This window comes from Pseudomonas sp. 22085 (genome assembly GCF_052045815.1).
Classification (GTDB): Bacteria; Pseudomonadota; Gammaproteobacteria; order Pseudomonadales; family Pseudomonadaceae; genus Aquipseudomonas; species Aquipseudomonas glycinae.
Genome location: NZ_JBQEQA010000031.1, coordinates 36,410 through 62,568, shown reverse-complemented (window position 1 = coordinate 62,568; position 26,159 = coordinate 36,410). Strand labels below are relative to the sequence as shown.

At 60.4% G+C, this 26,159-nt stretch carries 26 protein-coding genes; 11 read left to right on the top strand and 15 right to left on the bottom strand.

The features are described 5' to 3' along the window. Positions 1 to 6 precede the first annotated feature (6 nt). Positions 7 to 969 (bottom strand): IS110 family transposase, encoded by a 963-nt coding sequence (locus tag ACTJK7_RS27660; protein WP_440779566.1) that lies wholly within the window; start codon positions 967 to 969, stop codon positions 7 to 9. Positions 970 to 1,401: 432 nt separating this feature from the next. Between ACTJK7_RS27660 and ACTJK7_RS27655 the strand changes: the two genes are divergently transcribed. Continuing rightward, positions 1,402 to 2,178 (top strand): ABC transporter substrate-binding protein, encoded by a 777-nt coding sequence (locus tag ACTJK7_RS27655; RefSeq protein ID WP_064382451.1) that lies wholly within the window; start codon positions 1,402 to 1,404, stop codon positions 2,176 to 2,178. 108 nt (positions 2,179 to 2,286) lie between these two features. Here ACTJK7_RS27655 and ACTJK7_RS27650 read toward each other — a convergent pair whose 3' ends face one another. From ACTJK7_RS27650 to ACTJK7_RS27630, 5 genes are all read right to left on the bottom strand, one after another. Further along, positions 2,287 to 2,928: a helix-turn-helix transcriptional regulator gene (locus ACTJK7_RS27650; protein ID WP_007957327.1), complete on the bottom strand. Its 642-nt coding sequence runs from the start codon at positions 2,926 to 2,928 to the stop codon at positions 2,287 to 2,289. Positions 2,929 to 3,021: 93 nt separating this feature from the next. Continuing rightward, positions 3,022 to 4,149, bottom strand: a complete 1,128-nt coding sequence (locus ACTJK7_RS27645; protein ID WP_323151567.1) for an NAD(P)/FAD-dependent oxidoreductase — start codon at positions 4,147 to 4,149, stop codon at positions 3,022 to 3,024. Between the two features lie 14 nt (positions 4,150 to 4,163). Continuing rightward, the gene (locus tag ACTJK7_RS27640; protein ID WP_323151566.1) at positions 4,164 to 5,108 is read right to left on the bottom strand and encodes an ornithine cyclodeaminase family protein; all 945 of its coding nucleotides are present in this window, start codon (positions 5,106 to 5,108) and stop codon (positions 4,164 to 4,166) included. 124 nt (positions 5,109 to 5,232) lie between these two features. Further along, on the bottom strand, positions 5,233 to 6,711 hold the full coding sequence (gene rhlB, locus ACTJK7_RS27635; protein ID WP_323151565.1) for an ATP-dependent RNA helicase RhlB: 1,479 nt from the start codon (positions 6,709 to 6,711) through the stop codon (positions 5,233 to 5,235). Positions 6,712 to 6,807: 96 nt separating this feature from the next. After that, the gene (locus tag ACTJK7_RS27630; protein ID WP_323151564.1) at positions 6,808 to 7,464 is read right to left on the bottom strand and encodes an alpha/beta hydrolase; all 657 of its coding nucleotides are present in this window, start codon (positions 7,462 to 7,464) and stop codon (positions 6,808 to 6,810) included. A 467-nt stretch (positions 7,465 to 7,931) separates the two neighbouring features. On the opposite strand from ACTJK7_RS27630, the gene ACTJK7_RS27625 reads away from it, so the two are divergent. The 4 genes from ACTJK7_RS27625 to ACTJK7_RS27610 all read left to right on the top strand — a co-directional run bounded on the left by ACTJK7_RS27625 (position 7,932) and on the right by ACTJK7_RS27610 (position 12,094). Beyond that, positions 7,932 to 8,963 (top strand): amino acid ABC transporter substrate-binding protein, encoded by a 1,032-nt coding sequence (locus ACTJK7_RS27625; RefSeq protein ID WP_064382445.1) that lies wholly within the window; start codon positions 7,932 to 7,934, stop codon positions 8,961 to 8,963. Between the two features lie 65 nt (positions 8,964 to 9,028). Next, positions 9,029 to 10,210: an amino acid ABC transporter permease gene (locus tag ACTJK7_RS27620; RefSeq protein ID WP_011332572.1), complete on the top strand. Its 1,182-nt coding sequence runs from the start codon at positions 9,029 to 9,031 to the stop codon at positions 10,208 to 10,210. A gap of 10 nt (positions 10,211 to 10,220) precedes the next feature. Further along, a complete protein-coding gene (locus ACTJK7_RS27615; RefSeq protein WP_064382444.1) occupies positions 10,221 to 11,318 on the top strand; it encodes an amino acid ABC transporter permease in 1,098 nt (365 codons plus the stop codon). A gap of 11 nt (positions 11,319 to 11,329) precedes the next feature. Next, positions 11,330 to 12,094, top strand: a complete 765-nt coding sequence (locus ACTJK7_RS27610) for an amino acid ABC transporter ATP-binding protein (RefSeq protein WP_007957337.1) — start codon at positions 11,330 to 11,332, stop codon at positions 12,092 to 12,094. A 52-nt stretch (positions 12,095 to 12,146) separates the two neighbouring features. Here ACTJK7_RS27610 and ACTJK7_RS27605 read toward each other — a convergent pair whose 3' ends face one another. Beyond that, on the bottom strand, positions 12,147 to 12,638 hold the full coding sequence (locus ACTJK7_RS27605) for a type II TA system antitoxin MqsA family protein (protein WP_007957339.1): 492 nt from the start codon (positions 12,636 to 12,638) through the stop codon (positions 12,147 to 12,149). Next, positions 12,635 to 12,946, bottom strand: a complete 312-nt coding sequence (locus ACTJK7_RS27600) for a type II toxin-antitoxin system MqsR family toxin (protein WP_074691191.1) — start codon at positions 12,944 to 12,946, stop codon at positions 12,635 to 12,637. The genes ACTJK7_RS27605 and ACTJK7_RS27600 overlap by 4 nt, the downstream gene beginning before the upstream one ends. A 166-nt stretch (positions 12,947 to 13,112) precedes the next feature. On the opposite strand from ACTJK7_RS27600, the gene ACTJK7_RS27595 reads away from it, so the two are divergent. The 5 genes from ACTJK7_RS27595 to ACTJK7_RS27575 all read left to right on the top strand — a co-directional run bounded on the left by ACTJK7_RS27595 (position 13,113) and on the right by ACTJK7_RS27575 (position 17,193). Continuing rightward, positions 13,113 to 13,772, top strand: a complete 660-nt coding sequence (locus ACTJK7_RS27595) for a FadR/GntR family transcriptional regulator (protein ID WP_064382442.1) — start codon at positions 13,113 to 13,115, stop codon at positions 13,770 to 13,772. Next, a complete protein-coding gene (locus ACTJK7_RS27590; RefSeq protein ID WP_108559705.1) occupies positions 13,762 to 15,066 on the top strand; it encodes a CynX/NimT family MFS transporter in 1,305 nt (434 codons plus the stop codon). The genes ACTJK7_RS27595 and ACTJK7_RS27590 overlap by 11 nt, the downstream gene beginning before the upstream one ends. Before the next feature lie 100 nt (positions 15,067 to 15,166). Further along, a complete protein-coding gene (locus tag ACTJK7_RS27585) occupies positions 15,167 to 15,640 on the top strand; it encodes a nuclear transport factor 2 family protein (RefSeq protein ID WP_085654676.1) in 474 nt (157 codons plus the stop codon). A gap of 39 nt (positions 15,641 to 15,679) precedes the next feature. Beyond that, entirely contained in the window at positions 15,680 to 15,982 is a 303-nt protein-coding gene (locus tag ACTJK7_RS27580; protein ID WP_440781036.1) for a GIY-YIG nuclease family protein, read from the top strand. Positions 15,983 to 16,257: 275 nt separating this feature from the next. After that, entirely contained in the window at positions 16,258 to 17,193 is a 936-nt protein-coding gene (locus tag ACTJK7_RS27575; protein WP_440781035.1) for a glutathione S-transferase family protein, read from the top strand. Between the two features lie 31 nt (positions 17,194 to 17,224). Here ACTJK7_RS27575 and ACTJK7_RS27570 read toward each other — a convergent pair whose 3' ends face one another. Together ACTJK7_RS27570 and yejK are read right to left on the bottom strand one after the other, a co-directional pair. After that, on the bottom strand, positions 17,225 to 17,575 hold the full coding sequence (locus tag ACTJK7_RS27570) for a glutaredoxin family protein (protein WP_085654681.1): 351 nt from the start codon (positions 17,573 to 17,575) through the stop codon (positions 17,225 to 17,227). Further along, positions 17,575 to 18,579 (bottom strand): nucleoid-associated protein YejK, encoded by a 1,005-nt coding sequence (gene yejK / locus ACTJK7_RS27565; protein ID WP_039769496.1) that lies wholly within the window; start codon positions 18,577 to 18,579, stop codon positions 17,575 to 17,577. The genes ACTJK7_RS27570 and yejK overlap by 1 nt, the downstream gene beginning before the upstream one ends. Positions 18,580 to 18,975: 396 nt before the next feature. Between yejK and ACTJK7_RS27560 the strand changes: the two genes are divergently transcribed. Beyond that, positions 18,976 to 19,257, top strand: a complete 282-nt coding sequence (locus ACTJK7_RS27560; RefSeq protein WP_064382436.1) for an HU family DNA-binding protein — start codon at positions 18,976 to 18,978, stop codon at positions 19,255 to 19,257. A 122-nt stretch (positions 19,258 to 19,379) separates the two neighbouring features. Here the strand turns inward: ACTJK7_RS27560 and rlmF are convergent, their stop codons facing one another. The 5 genes from rlmF to ACTJK7_RS27535 all read right to left on the bottom strand — a co-directional run bounded on the left by rlmF (position 19,380) and on the right by ACTJK7_RS27535 (position 25,965). Beyond that, on the bottom strand, positions 19,380 to 20,402 hold the full coding sequence (rlmF, locus tag ACTJK7_RS27555) for a 23S rRNA (adenine(1618)-N(6))-methyltransferase RlmF (protein WP_085654683.1): 1,023 nt from the start codon (positions 20,400 to 20,402) through the stop codon (positions 19,380 to 19,382). 133 nt (positions 20,403 to 20,535) lie between these two features. Continuing rightward, positions 20,536 to 23,382 carry a valine--tRNA ligase gene (locus ACTJK7_RS27550; RefSeq protein ID WP_108559713.1) on the bottom strand — a complete coding sequence of 949 codons (2,847 nt, stop codon included), beginning with the start codon at positions 23,380 to 23,382 and terminating at the stop codon, positions 20,536 to 20,538. 199 nt (positions 23,383 to 23,581) lie between these two features. Further along, the gene (locus ACTJK7_RS27545) at positions 23,582 to 23,977 is read right to left on the bottom strand and encodes a hypothetical protein (RefSeq protein WP_064382433.1); all 396 of its coding nucleotides are present in this window, start codon (positions 23,975 to 23,977) and stop codon (positions 23,582 to 23,584) included. Positions 23,978 to 23,985: 8 nt separating this feature from the next. Continuing rightward, positions 23,986 to 24,414: a DNA polymerase III subunit chi gene (locus ACTJK7_RS27540; protein WP_064382432.1), complete on the bottom strand. Its 429-nt coding sequence runs from the start codon at positions 24,412 to 24,414 to the stop codon at positions 23,986 to 23,988. A 60-nt stretch (positions 24,415 to 24,474) separates the two neighbouring features. After that, positions 24,475 to 25,965: a leucyl aminopeptidase gene (locus ACTJK7_RS27535; protein ID WP_064382431.1), complete on the bottom strand. Its 1,491-nt coding sequence runs from the start codon at positions 25,963 to 25,965 to the stop codon at positions 24,475 to 24,477. Positions 25,966 to 26,159 lie beyond the last annotated feature (194 nt).

Below are 26,159 nucleotides of genomic sequence, written 5' to 3'. Positions count from 1 at the left end.
GAGATTCTATGTTGCAGGGGAACCCTGCAACCTTAAATTGGGTTGGTATTCGCTCTGATTTTTCATGAGGGCGAATGCCACCCGGCAAAGCTTACGGGCGAGGATGACCAAAGCCTGAGTTCTGGCTAGACCTCTTGCCAGATAGGATTCATAGAACGGTTTCCAAACAGGGGACCGACAAGCTGCCATAGCTGCATTGTGTGCAAGACGCCGTAATTCTCCGTCACCTTTTTTGCTCAAGTGGCGAGGACTGTGTTTCTTGCCTGAGTCCTTTGCCTTCAAATCCATTCCCAGAAAGGCGATGAACGCATCGGCGCTGGCGAACTCACCTCGCATATACGTAGTTGCCAAGCCCGTTGCCGTGAGTTCACCAATCCCTTCAATCGCTTTGCAGCGTCTGATGTTTTCGCTAATGCCGGCCTCTTGGCTGACTTTGCGGAGTAATTCCTGAATGGCTTGATCAAGCTGTTTGAAATGCTCCAACCCACGGGCCAAAAGATCTTCAAGGAGAGGTTCGTTTGACCAGCTCAGCATGATACTGACTCGGGCCTTCATCAGCTGCGCACGCTTGTTAAGCAGACTTTTCAACACCGTGTAGTGCCGTGGTGGTGGGCTCCAGACCCGCAGCCGGTGCTGTTCACTGGTTAGATAACGCGCCAGAAGACGTGCATCACAAGGGTCGGTTTTTGCACGCTGACCGATGCTTTCGCGGTAATGGCTCACCCGGTAAGGGTCCACGACGTAAACCCGATGCCCCATACCATGGGCCAGTTCGGCCGTGTCCAGGTGGTAGAGATTAGTGGCTTCCAGAGCGATCGAGCTTTGTGCGGGCAAGGTCTTCAGCCAACGACCTACAGACGTGCGGTCATTGTTGATGACCTGGGTAATTTCCAGATCTTCGCGATAAACAACGATTTCGGCCTTGGCCACATCGACACCAATCACCGTTGGCGAGGTAAGGATTGTCATGACGAATCCTCGGAGCTAGGGTTTAAGAGCTTGTCGGGGTCTACCGTAGCGCTGGCTTGCCTCTATCGTCGGTTTTACCGATGAATTCCTTATCGGCGCTTTAGGTAGAAAGGGCGGGACGAGAAGTCTCCCACGGTCCGTACTGGCTAGAGTCGGAATCGAGCTTTTAGTCCCGCCCACCCCTTCAAGTCTAAACATACAAGCGGGCTTGCCCGCGAAGGCGCCATCCGCACCACCGAAAACGCTCCTGTTTTCCCACCCGACCAACAGCAGGAAGCAATCTCTTTTGCCTGATTGACGGCTTGTACGTAAAAGTCCAGTATGGATTTACAAGTACAAAAAAATCGCCTCGTGCTTGAAGCTCCAGGCTTACCGCTTGCAGCTGCTCTTCTTCGTCTTGCCAAACCAACAACAACCCGCGAGAGAACGAACATGAAGAAATTCCCCCTCATCACCGGTCTGGCACTGAGCCTGTTGGCGTGCAGCAGCGCGTTCGCCGCCGAGAAAACCCTGCGCATCGGCATCGAAGCGGCGTATCCGCCCTTCGCCTCGAAAACCGACAAGGGTGAGATCGTCGGTTTCGACTACGACATCGGCAATGCCCTGTGCGCGCAGATGCAGGTCAAGTGCGTGTGGGTCGAGGGCGAGTTCGACGGTCTGATTCCTTCCCTGAAAGTGAAGAAAATCGACATGGCGCTGTCGTCCATGACCATCAACGAAGACCGCAAGAAGTCGGTGGACTTCACCCACAAGTACTATTTCACCTCGTCGCGGCTGGTGATGAAGGAAGGCGCGAGCGTCGATGACCAGTACGCCAGCCTCAAGGGCAAAACCGTCGGCGTGCAGCGTGCGACCACCACCGACCGTTACGCCACCGAGGTGTTCGAGCCCAAGGGCATCAACGTCAAACGCTATGGCAACAACGAAGAAATCTACATGGACCTGGCGGCCGGTCGTCTCGACGCGATCTTCGCCGACACCATCCCGCTGAACGACTTCCTGTCGATGCCGCGCGGCAAGGGTTACGCCTTTGTCGGGCCTGAGCTGAAGGATCCGAAGTACGTGGGCGAGGGTGCGGGGATTGCGGTGCGCAAGGGCAACACCGAACTGGTCAGCCAGTTGAACAGCGCCATCGACGGCATCCGCGCCAGTGGCGAATATCAGAAGATTTCCGAGAAGTACTTCAAGTCGGACATCTACGGCGACTGACAGTCCGCCATCGTTGGCAAGCCAGCTCCCACAGAGATTTTTGGTGTACACAAAACCTGTGGGAGCTGGCTTGCCAGCGATGAGGCCGTCAGATTCACCGCAAAATCTTCAGCCCTTCAATTCCTTCAAATGCTTGTAAACCGTCGCCCGCCCCATGTTCAGCACATTGGCCACATAGTTCGAGGCGCTCTTGCCCTTGAACGCCCCCTCGGCGTGCAGCGCCAATACCAGTTCGCGTTTGTGATCGCGGGTCAGCAGGTTCAGGCTCAGTTGTCGTTCGCGCAGCCAGGCGTGCAGGAAGGTGTTGATCCGTTCCTGCCAGTCATCGCGAAACAGCGAGTCCGGTTGCGGAATCAGTTTGCTCGGCGAGAGGAACAGGTCCAGCGCAGCCTTGGCATTCTCGAACAGCGAAATATTCAGGTTGATGCACAGCACCGCCAGCGGATGACCTTCGCTGTCGCGCAGCACGGTGCTCAGGCTGCGAATCTTCTGGCCGTCCCAGTTGAGCTTTTCGTACGGGCCGATGTTCCGTTCGCTGACGTCGTCGCTGAGCATGTCTTCCAGCGACGATTCATCGCCGATCACCCGTTTCGACAGGTTGTTGGCGATGTAGTCGACCTTCTGCGTGCGCAGGTCGTGCAGCACCACTTCGGCGTGGGGAAAGAACAGCGTGGCGATGGCATCGGCGATGGCGTGGTAGTTGTCCAGCGCGGCGTCATGCAGCTCGGGCGTGTGTTCGGGGGCGGTCATAACTGTGGAGCTCCAGGCAACGTCAACGCCCCCGTGATCCGGGGGCGTTGCGAGTGTGCCGCAATCCGTCGGGCGCGTCATCCGGGCGGACGGTCAGGCCAGGCGGGCAGGGGCGAGCATGGCGGCGCTCAGGCCGAATTGTTTGAGGTGTTCGGGCAGCGATTCGCCACGCACCAGCGCCGCGCTGGCCATGCCCATCGCCGGTGAGGTCTGGATACCGTAACCGCCCTGGGCCGCGACCCAGAACAGCCCCGGCACCTGCGGATCGAACCCGGACAGCAAATCACCGTCGGCGACGAAACTGCGCAGCCCGGCCCAGGTGCGGGTCGGGCGGCGGATGGTCACGGTCGTCGCTTCCTCGATCTGGTAAATGCCCATGGCGATGTCCAGTTCTTCCGGCTGCACGTCGTGCGGTTCGACCGGGTCGGCATTGGCCGGCGAGCCGAGGAACATGCCGGCGTCGGGCTTCATATAGAAGGATTCGTCGAGGCTGACCAGCATCGGCCAGTGATGAATGTCGACGCCTTCGGGGCCGGCGAAGATGAACGCCGCGCGACGTTTCGGTTGCAGGCCCAGCGGCTTGGCGCCGGCCAGGGCACCGATCTTGTCGGCCCAGGCGCCTGCCGCGTTGATTACGATGGGGGCGCTGAAGGTCTGGCCGTTGGTCTGCACTTGCCAGATGCCGTCGGCATCGCGGCTCAGTCCGATCACTTCGCAATCGGTCTGCACCTGGCCGTTGTTGCGACGGATGCCGCGCAGATAGCCCTGATGCAGCGCATCGGTATCGATGTCGCTGGCGGTCGGGTCGTAGATCGCGCCATGGACTTTCTCCCGGCGCAGGATCGGCAGCCGCGCGCAGGCTTCATCCGCGCTGAGAAGCTGCATTTCCGGCACCGTGGCTTTGGCGCTGAGGTACTGATTGTTCAGCTCGGCGGCGTCACCCGCGAAGTCGACAGTCATTTCTCCGCGTGGAGTCAGCAGCGGGTGTTCGCAGAAGCCGCTGGGCGGATGGTCGAAGAATTCCCGGCTGGCCTGGGTCAGCGCCCGAACCTGCGGAGTGCCGTATGCGGCGGTGAACAGCGCAGCCGAACGCCCGGTCGAGTGATAAGCCGGGTGCGACTCGCGCTCCAGCACCACGACCTTGCCGTGCTGCGACAGCCAGAAACCGGTGGACGCGCCGGCAATCCCGCCGCCGATGATGATGAAATCTGCATGACTCATGAAAATCTCCGGTGTCAGCGCTGCAATTGATAGACGGCGTTGGCCAGGGCGATGTCTTCCAGGCCCAGACCGATGGAGCGGAAAAACACGTGGCGGTGGTAATCGGGGCGCTGCACTTTTGCGCTGAGCAGATCTGCCAGGTCACCGAGGATCGCGCTGCTGTCCCAGCCATGCTGTTCGCCGGCAATCAGCATCTCGCCGGCCGAGCCCGGGGTGGTCAGACGATAGTCGCAGAACACCTGCATGTCGTTGAGGCTTTGCGGTGGCACTTCATGGGCGCGCGGTGCGTTGGTGCTGATCGAGGTGATCAGCGCCGGTTTGCTCAAGGTTGCCGGGTCGATCACGGGGCCCGCGGACGATGTGCAGAGCATGATCACATCTGCGTCGGCGATGGCGGCTTCGCGGCTGTCGGCGATGCTCACCCGTGGATCGAGGGATTGCAGTTGGCGGGCGGTTGCCGGGTCTTCGCTCAAGGTGGGCGAGTACACGCTGATGCTCTGCCAGTCGCGCAAGGTTTTGACGTAGTGCAGATGCGCCTGGGCGACCTTGCCGCTGCCGATGATTGCCAGACGCGTGGCGTTCAACGGGGCGAGGGCATCGACCGCCACGGCCGTGGTCGCAGCGGTACGGGCAGTGGTCAGTTCGCCGGCATCGCAGAGCAGCAGCGGCTGGCCGGTCTGCATCGACATCAGCAGCGTCCACGCCGTCACCAACGGGCCTTGTTCGCGAACGATGTAGGGCGAGGTCTTGACCCCGTACACGCCGTCTTCCGCCAGCACGCCCAGATAGTTGATGAAATCCCCGGCGCCCTGAGGGAACTCCACCAGTTGCTGCGCCGGTTGCACCGCGTCTCCGGCCGCCAGATCGCGGAACAGCTTGCGCAGGATCTGCGGCACATCGATTCGGGCCAGCAGTTCGCGGGCCTGGGTTTGGTCGATCACGTAAGGCGTACTGGACATGTCGGACTCCGCAGATTGTTTCTAAACTAATTTGTCCATTATGGACTTTTAGTATTATTGAACAATATCCGGGCGAAAAAAAAGCGCAGTCCGTTGCCGGCTGCGCTTCTCTTTATAGCGTCGCTTACTGTGGACGCTTGCGCTCAACCGCCCGCAATAGATGGGTCGGGGGCGTTTCACAGCTGATCTTGCGACCGAGTTTTTCTTCGATGGACGGCAACTGATAGGAGTCGTCTTCACCGGCGAAGCTGATCGACACGCCATCGGCGCCGGCCCGACCGGTACGGCCGATGCGGTGCACGTAGTCGTCCGGGACTTCCGGCAGGGTGAAGTTGATCACGTGGCTGATGCCGTCGATGTGGATGCCGCGACCGGCCACGTCGGTGGCGACCAGTACCCGGATCTTGCCTTCGCGGAAGCCTTCGAGCGTCTTGATTCGCTTGTGCTGCGGCACGTCGCCGGACAGTTGCGCGGCGTTGATGCCGTCGCGTACCAGGCGTTCTTCGATGCGGCGCACTTCGTCCTTGCGGTTGGCGAACACGATGACCCGCTCCCAGCCGTTATCGTTGACCAGGTTGAAGAGCAGTTTGTATTTGTCGGCACCGGCCACCGCGTAGATGTGCTGCTCGACGTTTTCGTTGGCCACGTTGGTGACTTCGATTTCGACGATCGCAGGATCGGTGGTCCACTGCTTGGCGAGGTTCATCACGTCATCGGTGAAGGTCGCGGAGAACAGCAGAGTCTGGCGTTCGCTTTTCGGCGGGGTCTGGCGAATGATCTGCCGGACCTGCGGGATGAAGCCCATGTCGAGCATGCGGTCGGCTTCGTCCAGCACCATCACTTCGACCATGTCCAGGTGCACGTCGCCGCGCTGGTTGAAGTCGAGCAGGCGGCCCGGGGTCGCGACGAGGATGTCGCAATGGCGCGCTTCGAGGTGCTTGAGCTGCTTGTCGAAGTCCATCCCGCCGACGAAGGTCATGACGTTGAGGCCGGTGTACTTGGTCAGGTCGGCGGCGTCCTTGGCGATCTGCACCACCAGCTCGCGGGTCGGCGCGATGATCAGCGCCCGTGGCTCGCCCATGTAACGCTCTTTCGGCGGCGGGGTCTGCAACAGCTGGGTGATGATCGAGATCAGGAACGCGGCGGTCTTGCCGGTGCCGGTCTGGGCGCGGCCGATGGCGTCTTTGCCGGCGAGGGTATAACCCAGCACCTGGGCCTGGATCGGTGTGCAATACGGGAAACCCAGGTCGTGGATGGCGTGCATCAGTTCAGGGGCGAGTTTGAAATCGTGGAAGCGGGTCTTGCCTTCCTGGGGCTCGACGACGAAGTCTTCGAGTTTCCAGGGAATCACCGGCGCCTTGGGCTTGGGTTCGCGACGTGGTCTGGCCGGTTTCGGTGTTTCGCTGCGGGCCGGCTCGGTGGCAGGCGCGGCAGCTGGAGCGGGTTTCGGTTCTTGCTTTGGGGGCGTGGCGGGCGTCTGGCGGTCGGCCTGGCTGGCATCGTTGCGATGACCGGGGGCGTGCGACGGCGCAGTGGGGACTGGCGCGAGCTGCTCAGCCTCGCTTTTACCGAACATTTTCTTGAGTGCTTTGAGCACGGTCATCTCATCAATTGGTTAAGGAATGTACGCCGGCCAGTGTAATGCAAGAAACGGGCGCGGCGTAGTGGGATGATCAAAGGGCGACCCCTGTCGCAATTGTCAGCGCAGGTGTTCGCTCAACCATGTGCCGATGTCGCGAATTTCTTCGGGTAACACTTCGTGCTCCATTGGGTATTCCTGCCATGTCACGGTGACACCATGGGCCTTGAGATACTCATAAGCCGTGCGTCCCATCGAGTTCTGCACCACGTTGTCGAACTGGCCGTGCAGCGCCAGCACCGGAATCCGCTGCTGTCTGGCGGACAACTCCAGTTCATCGCTGAACGTCGGCGCGTATGTCGATAGTGCCAGTACCCCACCCAATGGCCCTTGCCACTTCAGGAATGCGGTGTGATAGACCACGGCGCCACCCTGGGAAAAACCGGCGAGGAAAATCCGCGAGGCGTCTATTCCGCTGCTTCGCTGTTGTTCGATCAATTCGATGATGCGGTCGGCGGACGCTTCCAGCTCATCGCGGTCGATTGCCCGGGCCGGGCTCATCGCCTTGATGTCGTACCAGCTCGGCATGGCATATCCGCCATTTATCGTCACCGGACGGGTCGGCGCCTGGGGCAGGACGAAACGCGTGCTCAGCAGGCTTTCCTGAAGCGCTTCGGCCACCGGCAGAAAGTCGTAGCGGTCGGCGCCGAGGCCGTGCAGCCAGATCACGCAGGCGTCTGCGGGCTTAACAGGCTGAAGAATCAAGGGCTCGGTCATGGCTGCTCCAATTGTGTGCGGGCGCTCTCATTGAGTGCGTGATTTGCGTGCGCGCCCGGTTGATCCGTTAAGAAGATGTCGCAAGGCTGCAAGTTTTGCTATTGACCTGTCACTCAATCGCTTCAGCAGCCGGTGTGGTACGGGCTTTGCTATGAGGTAGTCGTGCAATCGATCTCGCGCCTGGCGGTAACACTATCAGTGAACGCCTGGCGACGGGATAGCAAAGAATCCGGTGATGGATGTTCGCCAATGGCCGCAACGGGCTTAGCGAACGTGAAAGGGCTACCGCCCGTTCGGCCGACTGGTGAGAAGTGAGTTGTCCATGATGTGGATTGTCTCCTACTAGACTCATAGCGAAGGTCCTGCGTCGGTTGACCCCAAAAAAAGCCAACACGGGTCAACAACGCCTCAAAAGGGTGCGACTGGACTCAAGCTCCGACACAACAAGAGCAAAACTGGAGGTTTGAATGAAGATGTTGAAATCCACGCTGGCGATCGTGACTGCTGCTGCAGTACTGGGTGTCAGCGGGTTCGCTCAGGCGGGTGCAACCCTGGATGCAGTGAAGAAGAAAGGATTCGTGCAGTGCGGCGTCAGCGATGGCTTGCCAGGCTTCTCGGTTCCGGATTCCACCGGCAAGATCGTGGGTATCGATGCTGACGTCTGCCGCGCCGTGGCTGCTGCCGTGTTCGGCGACGCGACCAAGGTCAAGTTCAGTCAGCTGAACGCCAAGGAGCGTTTCACCGCGCTGCAGTCGGGCGAGATCGACATTCTGTCGCGCAACACCACCATGACCAGCTCCCGTGACGCGGGCATGGGCCTGAAATTTCCGGGCTTCATTACCTACTACGACGGCATCGGCTTCCTGGTAAACAACAAGCTGGGCGTGAAGAGTGCCAAAGAGCTGGACGGTGCAACCATCTGCATCCAGGCCGGTACCACCACCGAGCTGAACGTTTCCGACTACTTCCGCGGCAACGGTCTGAAATACACCCCGATCACTTTCGACACCTCCGATGAAAGCGCCAAGTCGCTGGAATCCGGTCGTTGCGACGTGCTGACCTCCGACAAGTCCCAGCTGTTCGCCCAGCGCAGCAAGCTGGCTTCGCCGAAGGACTATGTAGTTCTGCCGGAAACCATTTCCAAGGAACCACTGGGCCCGGTCGTGCGTAACGGCGACGACGAGTGGCTGGCCATCGTGCGTTGGGTTGGCTACGCGCTGCTGAACACCGAAGAAGCCGGCATCACTTCGAAGAACGTCGAAGCTGAAGCCAAGGCGACCAAGAACCCGGATGTCGCTCGTATGCTCGGTGCAGACGGCGAATACGGCAAAGACCTGAAACTGCCGAAGGACTGGGTCGTACAGATCGTCAAGCAAGTCGGCAACTACGGCGAAATCTTCGAGAAAAACCTCGGCAAGAGCACTCCGCTGGAAATCGACCGCGGCCTGAACGCGCTGTGGAACAACGGCGGCATTCAATACGCACCACCAGTGCGCTGATGGTTCTGTCACCCGGCAGGCCAACTGCCGGGTGATGTTCTGTTCCATTATTTCCGGGGCACTTCATGCAAAATTCAATCGGCGCACCAAAGCAGAGGCTCAGCCTCAGCGATCCACGAGTGCGTGCGTGGGTATTTCAGATCATCACCATCGTGGCGGTGGTCTCCCTGGGCTGGTATCTGTTCGATAACACCCAGACCAACCTGCAACACCGGGGTATCACTTCGGGGTTCGACTTTCTCGAGCGCAGTGCCGGGTTCGGCATTGCTCAACACCTGATCTCCTACACTGAAGCGGACAGTTATGCCCGGGTTTTCGTCATCGGCCTGCTCAACACGCTGCTGGTGACGTTCATCGGTGTGATCCTGGCCACGATCCTCGGCTTCATCGTCGGCGTGGCACGTCTGTCGAAGAACTGGATCATTTCCAAACTGGCAACGGTGTACGTGGAGGTTTTCCGTAACATCCCGCCACTGCTGCAGATCCTGTTCTGGTACTTCGCGGTGTTCCTGACCATGCCGGGGCCGCGCAACAGCCACAACTTCGGCGATACCTTCTTCGTCAGCAGCCGTGGCCTGAACATGCCGGCCGCGCAAATGGCCGACGGCTTCTGGGCGTTCGTGGTCAGCATCGTGGTGGCCATCGTCGCCATCGTGCTGATGAGCCGCTGGGCCAACAAGCGCTTTGAAGCAACCGGCGAGCCATTCCACAAGTTCTGGGCAGGCCTGGCGCTGTTCCTGGTGATCCCGGCGCTGTGCGCGCTGATCTTCGGTGCACCTGTGCACTGGGAAATGCCGAAGCTGCAAGGCTTCAATTTTGTCGGTGGCTGGGTGCTGATTCCGGAACTGCTGGCCTTGACCCTGGCGTTGACGGTGTACACCGCAGCGTTCATCGCCGAGATCGTGCGTTCGGGCATCAAGTCGGTCAGCCATGGCCAGACCGAGGCGGCGCATTCGCTCGGCCTGCGCAACGGCCCGACCCTGCGCAAGGTGATCATTCCGCAAGCGCTGCGGGTCATCATCCCGCCGCTGACCAGCCAATACCTGAACCTGGCGAAGAACTCCTCGCTGGCGGCCGGTATCGGTTATCCGGAGATGGTTTCGCTGTTCGCCGGCACCGTGTTGAACCAGACCGGTCAGGCGATCGAAGTCATTGCCATCACCATGAGCGTGTACCTGGCGATCAGTATCAGCATTTCCCTGCTGATGAACTGGTACAACAAGCGCATCGCGCTGATCGAGCGGTAAGGAATAGCGCATGAGTACTCATACTTTCAAACCCGACATGCCACCGCCGGCCAAGGTCTTCGGCCCGATGGCGTGGATCCGCGCGAACATGTTCTCCAGCTGGCTCAATACCCTGCTGACCCTGTTTGCGTTCTACCTGATCTACCTGGTGGTGCCGCCGATCCTCAGCTGGGCGATCCTCGATGCCAACTGGGTCGGCACCACCCGCGCCGACTGCACCAAGGATGGCGCCTGCTGGGTCTTCATCCAGCAGCGTTTCGGCCAGTTCATGTACGGCTACTACCCGCCGGAACTGCGCTGGCGCGTGGACCTGACCGTGTGGCTGGCGGTCATCGGCGTGGCGCCACTGTTCATCAAGCGCGTGGCGCACAAGGCGGTGTACGGCCTGAGCTTCCTGGTGGTCTACCCGATTGTTGCCTGGTGCCTGCTGCATGGCGGCGTCTTCGGCCTCGACACCGTGGCGACCAGCCAGTGGGGCGGTCTGATGCTGACTTTGGTGATCGCCACTGTCGGCATCGCCGGTGCGTTGCCGCTGGGGATTGTCCTGGCGCTGGGCCGGCGTTCGAACATGCCGGCGATTCGTGTGGTCTGCGTGACCTTCATCGAGTTCTGGCGCGGCGTGCCGTTGATCACGGTGCTGTTCATGTCCTCGGTGATGCTGCCGCTGTTCCTGCCCGAAGGCATGAACTTCGACAAGCTGCTGCGGGCGCTGATCGGCGTGATCCTGTTCCAGTCGGCGTACGTCGCCGAAGTGGTGCGCGGCGGTCTGCAAGCGATCCCCAAAGGCCAGTACGAAGCCGCGGCCGCGATGGGCCTCGGTTACTGGCGCGCCATGGGCCTGGTGATTCTGCCGCAAGCCCTGAAGCTGGTGATTCCCGGCATCGTCAACACCTTCATCGCGCTGTTCAAGGACACCAGCCTGGTGATCATCATCGGCCTCTTTGACCTGCTCAACAGCGTCAAGCAAGCCGCTGCCGATCCGAAATGGCTGGGCATGGCCACCGAAGGCTACGTGTTCGCCGCCCTGGTGTTCTGGATTTTCTGTTTTGGCATGTCGCGCTATTCCATGCACCTGGAACGCAAGCTCGACACTGGCCACAAGCGTTAGGAGTTTTTTCGATGAGCGAAGCAATCAAAAAGCCAGTGGGCCCTGAAGGCATCATTCAGATGCAGGGCGTGAACAAGTGGTATGGCCAGTTCCACGTGCTGAAAGACATCAACCTCAACGTGCGTCAGGGCGAGCGTATCGTGCTGTGCGGCCCGTCGGGTTCCGGCAAGTCCACCACCATCCGCTGCCTCAACCGTCTGGAAGAGCACCAGCAGGGCCGCATAGTGGTCGATGGCGTGGAGCTGACCAACGACCTCAAGCAGATCGAAGCGATCCGCCGTGAAGTCGGCATGGTGTTCCAGCACTTCAACCTGTTCCCGCACCTGACCATCCTGCAGAACTGCACTCTGGCGCCGATGTGGGTGCGCAAGATGCCCAAGCGCAAGGCCGAGGAAATCGCCATGCATTACCTGGAGCGCGTACGCATTCCGGAGCAGGCGCACAAGTATCCGGGACAGCTGTCCGGCGGTCAGCAGCAGCGTGTGGCGATTGCCCGCGCGCTGTGCATGAAGCCGAAAATCATGCTGTTCGACGAACCGACCTCGGCACTCGACCCGGAGATGGTGAAAGAGGTGCTCGACACCATGATCGGCCTGGCCGAAGACGGCATGACCATGCTCTGCGTAACCCACGAAATGGGCTTCGCCCGCACCGTGGCCAACCGCGTGATCTTCATGGACAAGGGCGAAATCGTTGAGCAGGCGGCACCGAACGACTTCTTCGACAATCCGCAGAATGATCGGACGAAGCTGTTCCTGAGTCAGATCCTGCATTGAGATCTGATGCATAAAACCAACCCGGCCTTGTGCCGGGTTTGTTTTTTGGGAGTCAGGAAACAGTGAGGGTTTCGTGTTCTTTGTGCTCGGTATACTTGAAGGCGTTCCTCAGATCCGCCCCTTCACCCAAGGCTTTCGCATCGGCGAGCAAGTGCGGATAGCGATCGAGCAGGCGCATCAGCAGCATCAACGCCTTCGGCGGAAGCACTTCGCCGCGCTCATAGCGGGAAAATGCGTTGTGTCCGCCACCTGACAACAGTTGAACCGTTTCTTTTTGCGTCAGGTGCAATTTGCGCCGGATGCGCTTCATTTCGTTACCGATCATTTGTCGGGCAGCTATTACCAGATCATCACCGGCTTGCGTGTAGCGTTCTGCACTATCGGTATCGGCGTCCCACTCGACCTCACCGCATTTACGACATTCCCAGCCAGCAAGGTCATCGATACGACGTTCCATGCCTTTGACACTGATGGTTTCGCCGCGGCCTTCGAAATGTGTCATTCCCTCACGTGCACCGCAGCTGAAACATTGCCGGGTTTTCATTGGTTTTTCTCCTTGAAGGAGATTACCGGTGGGCCACCTTCGGGGCGGTATGTCACCTTGATGTAAATCTCCAGATCGTGTGAGTGCGTGTGATAAACGTCTTGCCAGACTCGATGATCGTCATAGGTGGTCATCGACTTGTACAACATCCTGTTCTGCAGTTCGAAAACGATTTCTTGCATCTCTATGATGCTGAAGCCGAGATCCAGTCCGGTTTTTTCTGCGCTCTTGGTGAATGCCTGTCTTCCCCGTCGCCTGACCTCAGCCTTGATCACCACCAAGTCGTAATGGGGTGTGTTCTTTTCCATAAGAAACCAAAACCCTGTCCCTGAAATTACCCTTAAAGGGTAATTCTGACCAATCGAAAATCCCGCTCCATTTGCCTCTCTCTGACCCTAGGTGGTTGCTGTCCTACAAGGAGCTGACTAACATGTCAGAAAATTCATCCCATGATTGGATGAAAGGGCGAATCCTATGTCAGACATTTCTCCACTCATTAAGCGATCCCTGGTCGACCAAGCCCTGGATCAGTTGCGCCAGCGCATTACCGACGGCACGTGGCAGGTCGGTCAGCGATTGCCGACCGAGCCCGAGCTGTGCGCCGAACTCGGCATCAGCCGCAACACCGTTCGCGAGGCGATGCGGGTGCTGGCGTTCTCAGGGTTGATCGAGATCCGTCAGGGTGACGGCAGTTACCTGCGGGCAGTGGTCGATCCGATGGACACGCTCAAGGCGCTGTCCAAATGCTCGCTGGATCAGGCCCGGGAAACCCGGCACATCCTTGAAGTCGAGGCCATTGGCCTGGCGGCCTTGCGCCGGACCGACGAAGACCTCGTCGCGTTGCGCGAGGCACTGGGGCACGCCGGCAGTCACTACCATGGCGACCTCGACAGCTACATCGCCTGCGATCTGGTTTTCCACCGCCGTCTGGTGGACGCCGCGCACAACCCGACCCTCAGCGAGCTGTATCGCTATTTTTCCAGCATCGTCGGCGCGCAATTGCGCCAGACCCTGAACATCGTCCCCCGTCGACAGGAAGTCTTCGATTTGCACGTCGCCTTGCTTGAGGCCGTCGAGCAGCGCGATCCGGAGCGGGCCAAAGCCCTGTCGAGGCAGTTGATCAATGAACCTTGAAACCGAGAAAACCATGTCCCGCCCAGAAGTCTCCACAGCCCCCGTTCGCAAGGCCGAGCTTGAAGAGTTGTTGATCGACGCCGAAGCCGATGACGATCAGGTGCAGCAAAGCCATCCGCTGGTGCGGCGCCCGTGGCTGTTGCTGCTGGGGCTGATCCTGGTGGCGTTGAACCTGCGTCCGGCGCTGTCGAGCATGGCGCCGTTGCTCGGTGAAGTGTCGAAAAGTCTCGGTTTGTCCGCTGCTCAAGCGGGATTGCTGACGACGCTGCCAGTGCTCTGCCTTGGGTTGTTCGCACCTCTGGCCCCATTGCTCGCACGGCGTTTCGGTGCCGAACGGGTGGTACTGGGGATTCTTCTGACACTGGCCGGCGGCATCATCCTGCGCAGCAATTTCGGTGAGATCGGTCTGTTCGCCGGCAGCGTGCTGGGTGGCGCGAGCATTGGCATCATCGGCGTGTTGCTGCCGGGCATCGTCAAACGCGACTTCGCCAAACACGCCGGCACCATGACCGGCGTCTACACCATGGCCCTGTGCCTGGGCGCGGCAATGGCGGCGGGATCGACCGTGCCATTGAGCGAACACTTTGACCACAGCTGGGCCATGGGCCTGGGTTTCTGGGTGATCCCGGCGCTGGTGGCGGCAGTGTTCTGGCTGCCGCAAATCGGCCAGAAGCATGGTGCACACAACGTTGCCTACCGGGTGCGCGGTCTGCTGCGGGATCCGCTGGCCTGGCAAGTGACCTTGTACATGGGCCTGCAATCGTCGCTGGCCTACATCGTGTTCGGCTGGCTGCCGTCGATCCTTATCGGTCGCGGGCTGACGCCGACCCAGGCCGGTCTGGTGCTGTCCGGATCGGTGATCATCCAGCTCGCCAGCTCCCTGGCGGCACCGTGGCTGGCCACACGTGGCAAAGATCAGCGGCTGGCGATCGTGGTGGTGATGGCGTTGACCCTGGGCGGCCTGTTCGGTTGCCTCTTCGCGCCGATCGAAGGCCTGTGGGGCTGGGCGATCCTGCTGGGCCTGGGGCAGGGCGGCACGTTCAGCCTGGCGCTGACCCTGATCGTGCTGCGCTCGCGGGATTCCCATGTCGCGGCCAACCTGTCGAGCATGTCCCAGGGCTTTGGCTACACCCTCGCGTCCATGGGGCCGTTCGCGGTCGGCGTAGTGCATGACTGGACCGGTGGCTGGAACGCCGTGGGCTGGATTTTCGGCATCATTGGTGCGGGTGCAATCCTCGCTGGCCTCGGTGCCGGACGTGCGCTGTACGTGCAGGTGGTCAGCGAAAAGGTCTGATGCGTACACACTGTCGGTATTCGAAATGCGAATGCCGATAGTGTTTCAGGCGTTTGCGGATTATCGTGCTGGCAATCTGTACCTTTCCTGGAGATTGCCCATGAGTGAAGAAGCCCACAGCGCCCTGATCACCCGTTTCTACCAGGCTTTCCAGCGCCTCGACGCCGAGGCCATGGCCGCCTGCTACACCGACGACGTGGTGTTCAGCGATCCGGCCTTCGGCGAGCTGCGCGGTCGTGATGCCGGCGACATGTGGCGCATGCTCACCACTCGCGCCAAGGACTTCTCCCTGACCTTCAACAACGTCCGCGCCGACGAGCGCAGCGGCGGCGCCCACTGGGTGGCGACCTACCTGTTCAGCCAGACCGGCAATGTCGTGATCAACGACATCCAGGCGCGCTTCGTTTTCCGTGACGGCAAGATCTGTGAACACCACGACCACTTCGACCTGTGGCGCTGGTCGCGTCAGGCGCTGGGTTTCAAGGGGTTGTTGTTGGGCTGGACGCCTCTGGTGCGCAACGCTGTCCGTGCTCAGGCGCTGAAAGGGCTGAAGGCATTTCAGGCGAGTCGCTGATAAGATCGCCACCTGTTTTCCTTACGCCTGAATTGTCCCGTGAACAGCCTCAGCAAAAATCCTCTCGATGCCGACGTTCCAGTGAGCAAATCCTGGTTCGTCTACCTCGTACGCGCCGCCAACGGTTCGCTGTACTGCGGGATCAGCGATGATCCCGTGCGCCGTTTTGCCAAGCACCAGAGCGGCAAGGGCGCACGGTTCTTTCTTTCAAGCCCGGCGATGGCGCTGGTCTACACCGAGCGTTGTCGCGACAAGGGTGATGCGTTGCGTCAGGAGCGGTTGATCAAGAAGCTCAGGAAGAGTGCGAAGGAGTGTCTGGTGGCGTCTTATCGGCCTGATTGATCAGGTATTGGCAAACGGTAGAAATCTCCGCGTCGACGCGGTGCCTCCGGCAAACGACAGGCGAAAAAAACCGCCTTTGCGGGGCGGTTTTTTCTGTAAACGCCGGTTTGCGGCCGGGTTTACTGATCTCACAGGAGACATTGACGTAGGCGGAGAGTATTCCTCTTTGCATGCCTTATCAACCTGACTGATCAGTTCCCATCAGCCGGATCCGTAGGCTGCGAACGAATTGCGCGCTAAGCTGCTGGTTCACTTTCTGTGCGGCGGAGCCGAGCATGTCCGAGTTGATTCTGCATCATTACCCGACCTCTCCATTCGCCGAAAAGGCCCGGCTGCTGTTGGGTTTCAAGGGCTTGTCCTGGCGCTCGGTGCACATCTCGCCGGTGATGCCGAAACCGGATCTGACTGCCCTGACCGGGGGCTATCGCAAGACGCCAGTGCTGCAGATCGGCGCCGACATCTATTGCGACACCGCGCTGATTGCCCGTCGCCTCGAGCAGGAGAAGGCTCAGCCTTCGTTCTTCCCGGACGGTCAGGAAATGATCGCCGCCAGTTTTGCCGCCTGGGCCGATTCGGTGGTGTTCCAGCATGCGGTGAGCCTGGTGTTTCAGCCGGAATCGGTGGCGGTACGTTTCGGCAAGTTGCCGCCGGAAGCGATCAAGGCGTTTCTCGCCGATCGTGCCGGACTGTTCAGCGGTGGCAGCGCAACCAGGCTGTCAGCGGAGCAGGCCAGGCACAATTGGCCGACCCTCATGGCGCGTCTGGAGCAGCAGTTGCAGCGTGAAGACGGTGACTTCCTGTTCGGTGAGCCGTCGATTGCCGACTTCGCCATGGCCCATCCACTGTGGTTCCTCAAGGCCACGCACGTGACGGCGCCCTTGGTGGATGCTTATCCGGCGGTGTCGGCGTGGCTGGGGCGTGTGCTCGGTTTTGGCCATGGCGCGGCCAGCGAGATGAGCTCGGAGCAGGCACTGGAAATTGCGCGCAGTTCGACGCCGGCGGCGTTGCCGGACGAAGAGTTCACTGATCCGAACGGGTTCGTGGCAGGTCAGCAGGTGCTGATCGCCGCGACAGACTACGGCGTTGATCCGGTTGCCGGTGAGCTGGTGTTTGCCGGTCGAGAGGAGTTGATCCTGCGCCGTGAAGACGAACGTGGCGGGTTGGTGCATGTGCACTTCCCGCGTTTCGGTTTCCGAATCGAGAAACGCTGAAACAACTGAGGGAGCCGATTGGCTCCCTCGTTCATTTCAGTGCAGCGAGAATCTCGTCCGGATCAAACCCGCGAATCAACGTGCCATTGACGTCGATCAGAGGAATTCCGCGTCCGCCCAAAGCTTCGTACGCCTTGCGTGCTTCGGCATCCTTCTCGATATCGAATTCCTTGAACGCAATGCCTTTCTGATCGAGAAAGCGTTTGGTCTGCTTGCAGTAGCCGCACCAGTCCGTCGCGTACAGCACCACATTGGCGTTGGCGCGGATCTGCTCCGACGCCATCTGCGACGGGTTGAACACCCGCTCGATCTTGCCCCAGTTCTGATAGACCACAACCACCAGCAGAACCAGTGCGACTTTCTTCAGCACATTGCCGAGCATCAGTTGCGACGCTTCAGCTGATCGGTGAGCGAGGTCGGCAGGCCTTTGATGACCAAAGTCCCGGCTTCTTCGTCGTATTCGATCTTCGAGCCCAGCAGGTGCGCTTCAAAGCTGATCGACAGGCCTTCGGCGCGGCCGGTGAAGCGGCGGAACTGGTTGAGCGTGCGTTTATCCGCCGGAATCTCCGGCGACAGGCCGTAATCCTTGTTGCGGATATGATCGTAGAAGGCCTTCGGGCGTTCTTCGTCGATCAGCTCAGACAGTTCTTCCAGGCCCATCGGTTCGCCGAGCTTGGCCTGGCTGCTGGCGTAATCGACCAGGGTCTTGGTTTTTTCGCGCGCGGAGTCTTCCGGCAGGTCTTCGCTCTCGACGAAGTCGCTGAAGGCCTTGAGCAGGGTGCGGGTCTCGCCCGGGCCGTCGACGCCTTCCTGGCAGCCGATGAAGTCGCGGAAGTACTCCGAGACTTTCTTGCCGTTCTTGCCCTTGATGAACGAAATGTACTGCTTGGACTGCTTGTTGTTCTGCCACTCGGAAACGTTGATCCGCGCCGCCAGGTGCAGTTGGCCGAGGTCGAGGTGGCGCGACGGGGTCACGTCCAGCTCATCGGTCACCGCCACGCCTTCGCTGTGGTGCAGCAAGGCGATGGCCAGGTAGTCCGTCATGCCTTGCTGATAGTGGGCGAACAGCACGTGGCCGCCGACCGACAGGTTCGATTCTTCCATCAGCTTTTGCAGGTGCTCGACCGCGACTTTGCTGAACGCAGTGAAGTCCTTGCCGCCCTCCATGTATTCCTTCAGCCAGCCGCTGAACGGGAACGCGCCGGACTCCGGATGGAACAAGCCCCAGGCTTTGCCCTGTTTGGCGTTATAGCTCTCGTTGAGATCGGCGAGCATGTTCTCGATGGCTGCGGACTCAGCCAGTTCGGAGTCACGGGCGTGCAGGACTGCGGGTGTGCCGTCGGGTTTTTTGTCGATCAAATGGACGATGCAATGACGGATCGGCATAGGCTTCTCGGCTGGTGGAAGGAAGGAGGGCGGGCTCCCCCGAAAAAGCGCCCAGTGTACCGCAACCACTGGATTTGGCGCGGGGTGAGGGGCAAATCCTGGTCACTCGACCGCCCTTATGCATTTATTTACCGATTTAGCGCAATAAACCTGACCATTTGGCTAGCTAGAGGCGGATATTTCCTTGTCTCTGTGCTAGTTTTGCCCGGTCTTGTGCGAAGTCACCGCGACAAGCATGCATTCAGCTTTTGTCAGGTCGAACCAAACCTTGATTTCGGCATCTATAACCCCGACTCGTCGTGGTTATCGCCGAGGGTGCCAGATCCAGAAGATCGGGCTCGATGGCTGACACTGCACTCTGCAATCCATATGAATTTGATAGGGAAGGAACACTACATGGCTCTTACTAAAGACCAACTGATCGCCGACATCGCTGAAGCTATCGACGCGCCGAAAACCACCGCGCGTGCCGCTCTGGACCAACTGGGTCAAATCGTTGCCGATCAGCTGGAAAATGGTGCCGAAATCACTTTGCCAGGTATCGGCAAGCTGAAAGTGACCGAGCGTCCTGCCCGCACTGGCCGTAACCCGTCGACTGGCGCTGCCATCGAAATCCCTGCCAAGAAAGTGATCAAGCTGGTTGTGGCCAAAAGCCTGACCGACGCTGTGAACAAGTAAGACGCAGCGATACAAAAAAGCCGTGCACCGGAGCGATCCGGACACGGTTTTTTTATGTCTGCTGTTTGTGTTTCAGCAGTAGCGGCGGCTTTGCGATCAAGCGCCGCCCCGATTGAAGCGAATTACTTGCGAACCCAGCGTTCGCGCCGCCAGATCTGCTGCTCGGACTTGGTCTGGAAGGTCCATGCCACGAAGCGGCTCTGCTTCTGCCCCTGGGACATTTCCACTACCTGGCTTTCCAGCGCACCGGCCTTCTTCAGCGCAATTTCGATGGCCGGCAGGTTTGAAGCTTTCGAGACCAGGGTGCTGAACCACAACACCTTGTGCGCAAAGTTCGCACTTTCGGCGATCAGTTGCGTCACGAAACGTGCTTCGCCGCCTTCACACCACAGCTCGGCCGACTGACCGCCGAAGTTCAGTACCGGCAGTTTGCGTTTCGGGTCGGCCTTGCCCAGTGCCCGCCACTTACGCTCGCTGCCCTTGGTAGCCTCTTCCATCGAGGCGTGGAACGGCGGGTTGCACATGGTCAGGTCAAAGCGCTCGCCGGGCTCCAGCAGGCCGATCAGGATGTGCTTGCGGTTCTCCTGTTGGCGCAGCTGGATGACCTTGTTCAGGTCGTTGGACTGGACGATGGCCCTGGCGGCGGCCACGGCGGTCGGATCGATCTCCGAGCCGAGGAAGTGCCAGCGATATTCGCTGTTACCGATCAGCGGGTACACGCAGTTGGCGCCCATGCCGATATCCAGCACATTGACGATGGCGCCACGCGGAACCACACCGTCGTTGTTGCTGGCCAAGAGGTCAGCCAGGAAGTGGATGTAGTCGGCACGGCCCGGCACCGGCGGGCACAGATAATCGGCCGGGATGTCCCAATGCTGGATGCCGTAGAACGACTTGAGCAGCGCCCGGTTGAACACACGCACTGCATCGGGACTGGCGAAGTCGATGCTTTCCTTGCCGTACGGGTTGGTGATCACGAACTTCGCCAGTTCCGGCGTAGTCTTGATCAGCGCCGGGAAGTCGTAGCGACCCTGATGGCGATTGCGCGGATGCAGGCTGGCTTCTTTACGCGGCGCCACGGGCTTGGCCGGGGTGACGGAGTCAGGCTTCTTGCGCGCAGGTTTCGGTGTGCGTGGGGCGTTCATGGGCGTGGTCGATTCGGGTAGGGCTGAAAGTGGCGGCCATTGTCCCACAGGGAGCCGTATTGTTGGCCGGAAAAGTGCCGGGCACAAAAAAGGGAGGCCGTTGCGGGCCTCCCTTTTTCAGTGCGATTTGCCGTTACAGGCTGGCAATCCGCGCGTGCTGCTCGGCCAGCTTGGCCAGAGCCTGTTCGGCTTCGGCCAGTTTGGCGCGTTCCTTCTCGATGACTTCGGCCGGAGCCTTGTCAACGAAACCGGCGTTGGACAGCTTGCCGCCCACCCGCTGGACTTCGCCCTGCAGACGCAGGATTTCCTTGTCCAGGCGCGCCAGCTCGGCGCCCTTGTCGATCAGACCGGCCATCGGCACCAGCACTTCCATCTCGCCGACCAGCGCGGTCGCCGACAGCGGCGCTTCTTCGCCGGCGGCCAGTACGGTGATCGACTCCAGACGCGCCAGCTTCTTCAGCAGCGCTTCGTTCTCGGTCAGGCGGCGCTGGTCTTCAGCGCTGACGTTCTTCAGGTAGATCGGCAGCGGTTTGCCCGGGCCGATGTTCATTTCGCCACGGATGTTGCGCGTGCCGAGCATCAGGCCCTTGAGCCATTCGATGTCGTCTTCGGCCGCCGGATCGATGCGCTCTTCGTTGGCCACCGGCCATGGTTGCAGCATGATCGTCTTGCCCTGAATACCGGCCAGCGGCGCGATGCGCTGCCAGATTTCTTCAGTGATGAACGGCATGAACGGATGCGCCAGACGCAGCGCCACTTCCAGTACGCGAACCAGCGTGCGGCGAGTGCCGCGCTGACGCTCGACCGGCGCGTTTTCGTCCCACAGCACTGGCTTGGACAGTTCCAGGTACCAGTCGCAGTACTGGTTCCAGATGAACTCGTACAGCGCTTGCGCCGCCAGGTCGAAACGGAACTGATCCAGTTGACGGGTCACTTCGGCTTCGGTGCGTTGCAGCTGCGAGATGATCCAGCGATCCGCCAGCGACAGCTCGTAGGCTTCGCCGTTCTGGCCGCAGTCTTCGCCCTTGTCCAGAACATAACGCGCGGCGTTCCAGATCTTGTTGCAGAAGTTGCGATAGCCTTCGACGCGGCCCATGTCGAACTTGATGTCGCGACCGGTGGACGCCAGCGAGCAGAAGGTGAAGCGCAGGGCGTCGGTGCCGTAGCTGGCGATGCCGTCGGCGAATTCGTCGCGGGTCTGCTTCTCGATCTTCTTCGCCAGTTTTGGCTGCATCAGACCGGACGTGCGTTTCTGCACCAGGGTTTCGAGCTCGATGCCGTCGATGATGTCCAGCGGGTCCAGGACGTTGCCCTTGGACTTGGACATCTTCTGGCCCTGGCCATCACGCACCAGGCCGTGCACATAAACAGTCTTGAACGGAACCTGCGGCGTGCCGTCCTCGTTCTTGATCAGATGCATGGTCAGCATGATCATCCGGGCAACCCAGAAGAAAATGATGTCGAAACCGGTGACCAGCACGTCGGTGGAGTGGAATTTCTTCAGGAACTCGGTCTTTTCCGGCCAGCCCAGGGTAGAGAAGGTCCACAGGCCCGAACTGAACCAGGTGTCGAGAACGTCGTTGTCCTGTTGCAGCGCAACGTCCGGGCCGAGATTGTGCTTGGCGCGCACTTCGGCTTCGTCGCGACCGACGTAGACCTTGCCCGACTCGTCGTACCAGGCCGGAATCCGGTGGCCCCACCACAGCTGACGGCTGATGCACCAGTCCTGGATGTCGCGCATCCACGAGAAGTACATGTTTTCGTACTGCTTCGGCACGAACTGGATGCGACCGTCTTCAACGGCGGCAATCGCAGGCTCGGCCAGCGGTTTGGTGGACACGTACCACTGGTCGGTCAGCCATGGCTCGATGACGGTGCCGGAGCGGTCGCCTTTCGGCACTTTCAGGTTGTGGTCGTCGACGCTGACCAGCAGGCCGGCGGCGTCGAACGCGGCAACGATCTGCTTGCGCGCTTCGAAACGCTCGAGGCCGGCGTACTCGGCCGGAATCTTGCCGTCGATGCTGTCGTTCAGCGTGCCGTCGAGGTTGAACACTTGCGCTGCCGGCAGCACATTGGCGTTCTTGTCGAAGATGTTCAGCAGCGGCAGGTTGTGGCGCTTGCCGACTTCGTAGTCGTTGAAATCGTGGGCCGGGGTGATCTTCACGCAGCCGGTGCCGAATTCAGGATCGCAGTAATCGTCGGCGATGATCGGGATGCGGCGGCCGACCAGCGGCAACTCGACAAACTTGCCGATCAGGGCTTTGTAGCGCTCGTCGTTCGGGTTCACTGCGACGGCGGAGTCGCCGAGCATGGTTTCCGGACGGGTAGTCGCGACGATCAGGAAATCGTTGCCTTCAGCGGTTTTCGCGCCGTCGGCCAGCGGGTACTTCAGGTTCCACAGGAAACCTTTCTCGTCGTGGTTTTCCACTTCGAGGTCGGAAATCGCCGTGTGCAGTTTGGTGTCCCAGTTGACCAGTCGCTTGCCGCGGTAGATCAGGCCGTCTTCGTGCAGGCGCACGAACGCTTCCTTAACGGCTTCCGAGAGGCCGTCATCCATGGTGAAGCGCTCGCGGCTCCAGTCAACGGACGAGCCGAGGCGACGGATCTGACGGCTGATGTTGCCGCCGGACTGATCCTTCCATTCCCAGACTTTCTCGAGGAATTTTTCCCGGCCCAGATCATGGCGGTTCTGGCCCTGGGCTTCGAGTTGACGCTCCACCAGCATTTGCGTGGCGATACCGGCGTGGTCGGTGCCCGGCTGCCAAAGGGTGTTGCGACCCTGCATACGGCGGAAACGGATCAGGGCGTCCATGATCGCGTTGTTGAAACCGTGACCCATGTGCAGGCTGCCGGTGACGTTCGGCGGCGGGATCATGATGGTGTAGGAGTCGCCCGCGCCTTGCGGGGCGAAGTAGTTCTCGGACTCCCAGGTGTTGTACCAGGAAGTTTCAATGGCGTGCGGCTGGTAGGTCTTATCCATGCGCGGCGGGACCCTATTGGCATTTATTCAGGAAAAGCCGGGAAGTATAGCGGGGCATGGGGCGCAGGGCGAGCGGGGCGGGCCGGGTGGAGGCTTAAATGTGGGAGCTGGCCTGCCAGCGATGCAGGCGCCGCGGTTTTTCAGGAAAACCGCAGTGATGCGAACGCTGGCAAGCCAGATCCAACAGGAGATCGGGAGATTATTCGTATTGGCCGAGAAGCCGTTCCATCCGCGCCTCGAGGCGACGTTTGATTTCGGTTTCGATGTGCGGGGCGAAGTCGTCGATCACGTCCTGCATGATCAATTGCGCGGCGGCGCGCAGTTCGCTGTCCAGATGCAGGAGGGCGTCGGGGCCTTTATCCACAGGCGCGACGGGCGCAGTAGCGGGCTTCACGACGGGGGCGGGAGGCGGTACGACGGCGGGAGGCTCAGTGCCGACCGAATCGAACAACATCGGAATCTGTTCCTGTTCGCCATCATCGACCGTGTCGGTCAGCAGTGGCGGTTGCAGGTTGTCATCGCCGAGCAGCTGGCGGATCGACTCAAGGTCATCCAGCAGGTGCGCGGGTTTTTGCAGCGGTTTTGGAGTGTCCATCGGCGTACTCAGAGTCGCTGTAAACGGTGGTCTTGCAGAGGATAGCCCTGTTCGCGGTAGAAACGGAAACTCTCCCGCGCCGCAGTGCGGATCGCCGGATCTTCCACCACCACCTCGGCAACGCGGGCGAATTTACTGGCGAAAACCGGGACTTTCAGGTCGAGGTTGACCAGCAAGTCCGCGTGCTGGCCGCAGTCGTCGCCCACTCCCAATACGATCAAACCTTCCGGTTCGCTTTCAGCCGGGCCATGGGGTACGAAGGTTTCGCCCTTGAACGCCCACAGTCGCGCATCGAGATCATCACGCTGGGCGGCATCGCTGCAATGCAGGTAGATGCGATGGCCCATGCGCCAGGCTTTATCGGTGAGCTTGCAGGCAAAATCCAGGCGAGCCGAAGGATCGGCGCTGGGCAGGATATAAAAGTCGACTTTGGTCATTGCGGTTCCTGAGCTGCAAGCGGCACCCCTCAAGAGAGGCGCCGCTCGCAGTCATCGGTTTCAGGCTTTGGCGCGGTCCAGCAGGTATTGGGTCAGCAGCGGAACCGGACGGCCGGTGGCGCCCTTGTCCTTGCCGCCGCTGGTCCAGGCGGTGCCCGCGATGTCCAGATGCGCCCAGTTCAGGTTCTTGGTGAAGCGCGACAGGAAGCAGGCGGCGGTGATGGTGCCGGCCTTCGGACCGCCAATGTTGGCGATGTCGGCGAACGGGCTGTCCAGTTGCTCCTGGTATTCGTCGAACAGCGGCAGTTGCCAGGCACGGTCGTCGGCAGCCTTGCCCGCGCTCAGCAGTTGCTCGATCAGTTCGTCGTTGTTGCCCAGCAGGCCCGACGTGTGGGCGCCCAGCGCGACGACGCAGGCACCGGTCAGGGTGGCGATGTCGATCACCGCTTGCGGCTTGAAGCGCTCGGAGTAAGTCAGTGCATCGCACAGCACCAGACGGCCTTCGGCGTCGGTGTTGAGGATTTCCACGGTCTGGCCGCTCATGGTGGTGACGATGTCGCCCGGACGCGAAGCAGTGCCGCTCGGCATGTTCTCGGCGCAGGCCAGGATGCACACCAGGTTGATCGGCAGTTTCAGTTCCAGCACGGCGCGCAGGGTACCGAACACGCTGGCCGCGCCACCCATGTCGTATTTCATCTCGTCCATGCCGGCGCCCGGTTTCAGGCTGATGCCGCCGGTGTCGAAGGTGATGCCTTTGCCGACCAGTGCGTACGGCTTCTCGGATTTCTTGCCGCCGTTGTATTGCATGACGATCAGGCGCGGCGGCTGGGCGCTGCCCTGGCCGACGGCGTAGAACGAACCCATGCCCAGCGACTTGATCTTCTTCTCGTCGAGGACTTCGACTTTCAGATCCTTGAACTCTTTGCCGAGGTTCTTGGCTTGCTCGCCGAGGAAAGTCGGGTGGCAGATGTTCGGCGGCAGGTTGCCCAGGTTACGGGTGAATGCCATGCCGTTGGCGATCGCGGTGGCGTGGTTCACGGCGCGTTGCACTTCGGCCTGAGCGGCCTTGATGGTCAGCAGGGTGATTTTCTTCAGGGCGCGCGGTTCGGCTTTCTGGCTCTTGAACTGGTCGAAGGTGTATTCGCCGTCGACCAGGGTTTCGGCCAGCAGACGGGTCTTGCCGTAGCTGTCGCGGTTCTTGACGATGATTTCATCGAGTGCCAGTACGGCGTCGCTGCCGCCCAGGCTTTTGAGGGTGTTGAGGATGCCGGCGACGATCTTGCGGAACGGACGGTCGCCCAGTTCTTCATCCTTGCCCACGCCCACCAGCAGCACACGTTCGGCTTTCAGGTTCGGCAGGCTGTGCAGCAACAGGCTCTGGCCGACCTTGCCGGCCAGGTCGCCACGCTTGAGCACGGCGCTGATGGCGCCGCCGCTCAGTTCGTCGACCTGCCTGGCGGCGGCACCGAGTTTGCGGCCTTCGCCGACGGCAACCACCAGGGTGGCGGTTTTCAACGTTTCTGGGCTAACGCTTTTTACAACCAGTTCCATGTCCGGATCCCTGAATGAATGGTCAACACACAGGCGTTCGACGTGTCCGCCGTCGCCTGCTTATAGAGAGAAGAGGCGCAGGCCAGTGCCTGCGACAGAGGCGGCAGTTTGAACCTCGCTCACCGCGCCTGACAACCCTCGGTTGTACGATCTTCAACCGATTGCACGCTTGCGTGTGTGCGCGCAGTGACAGG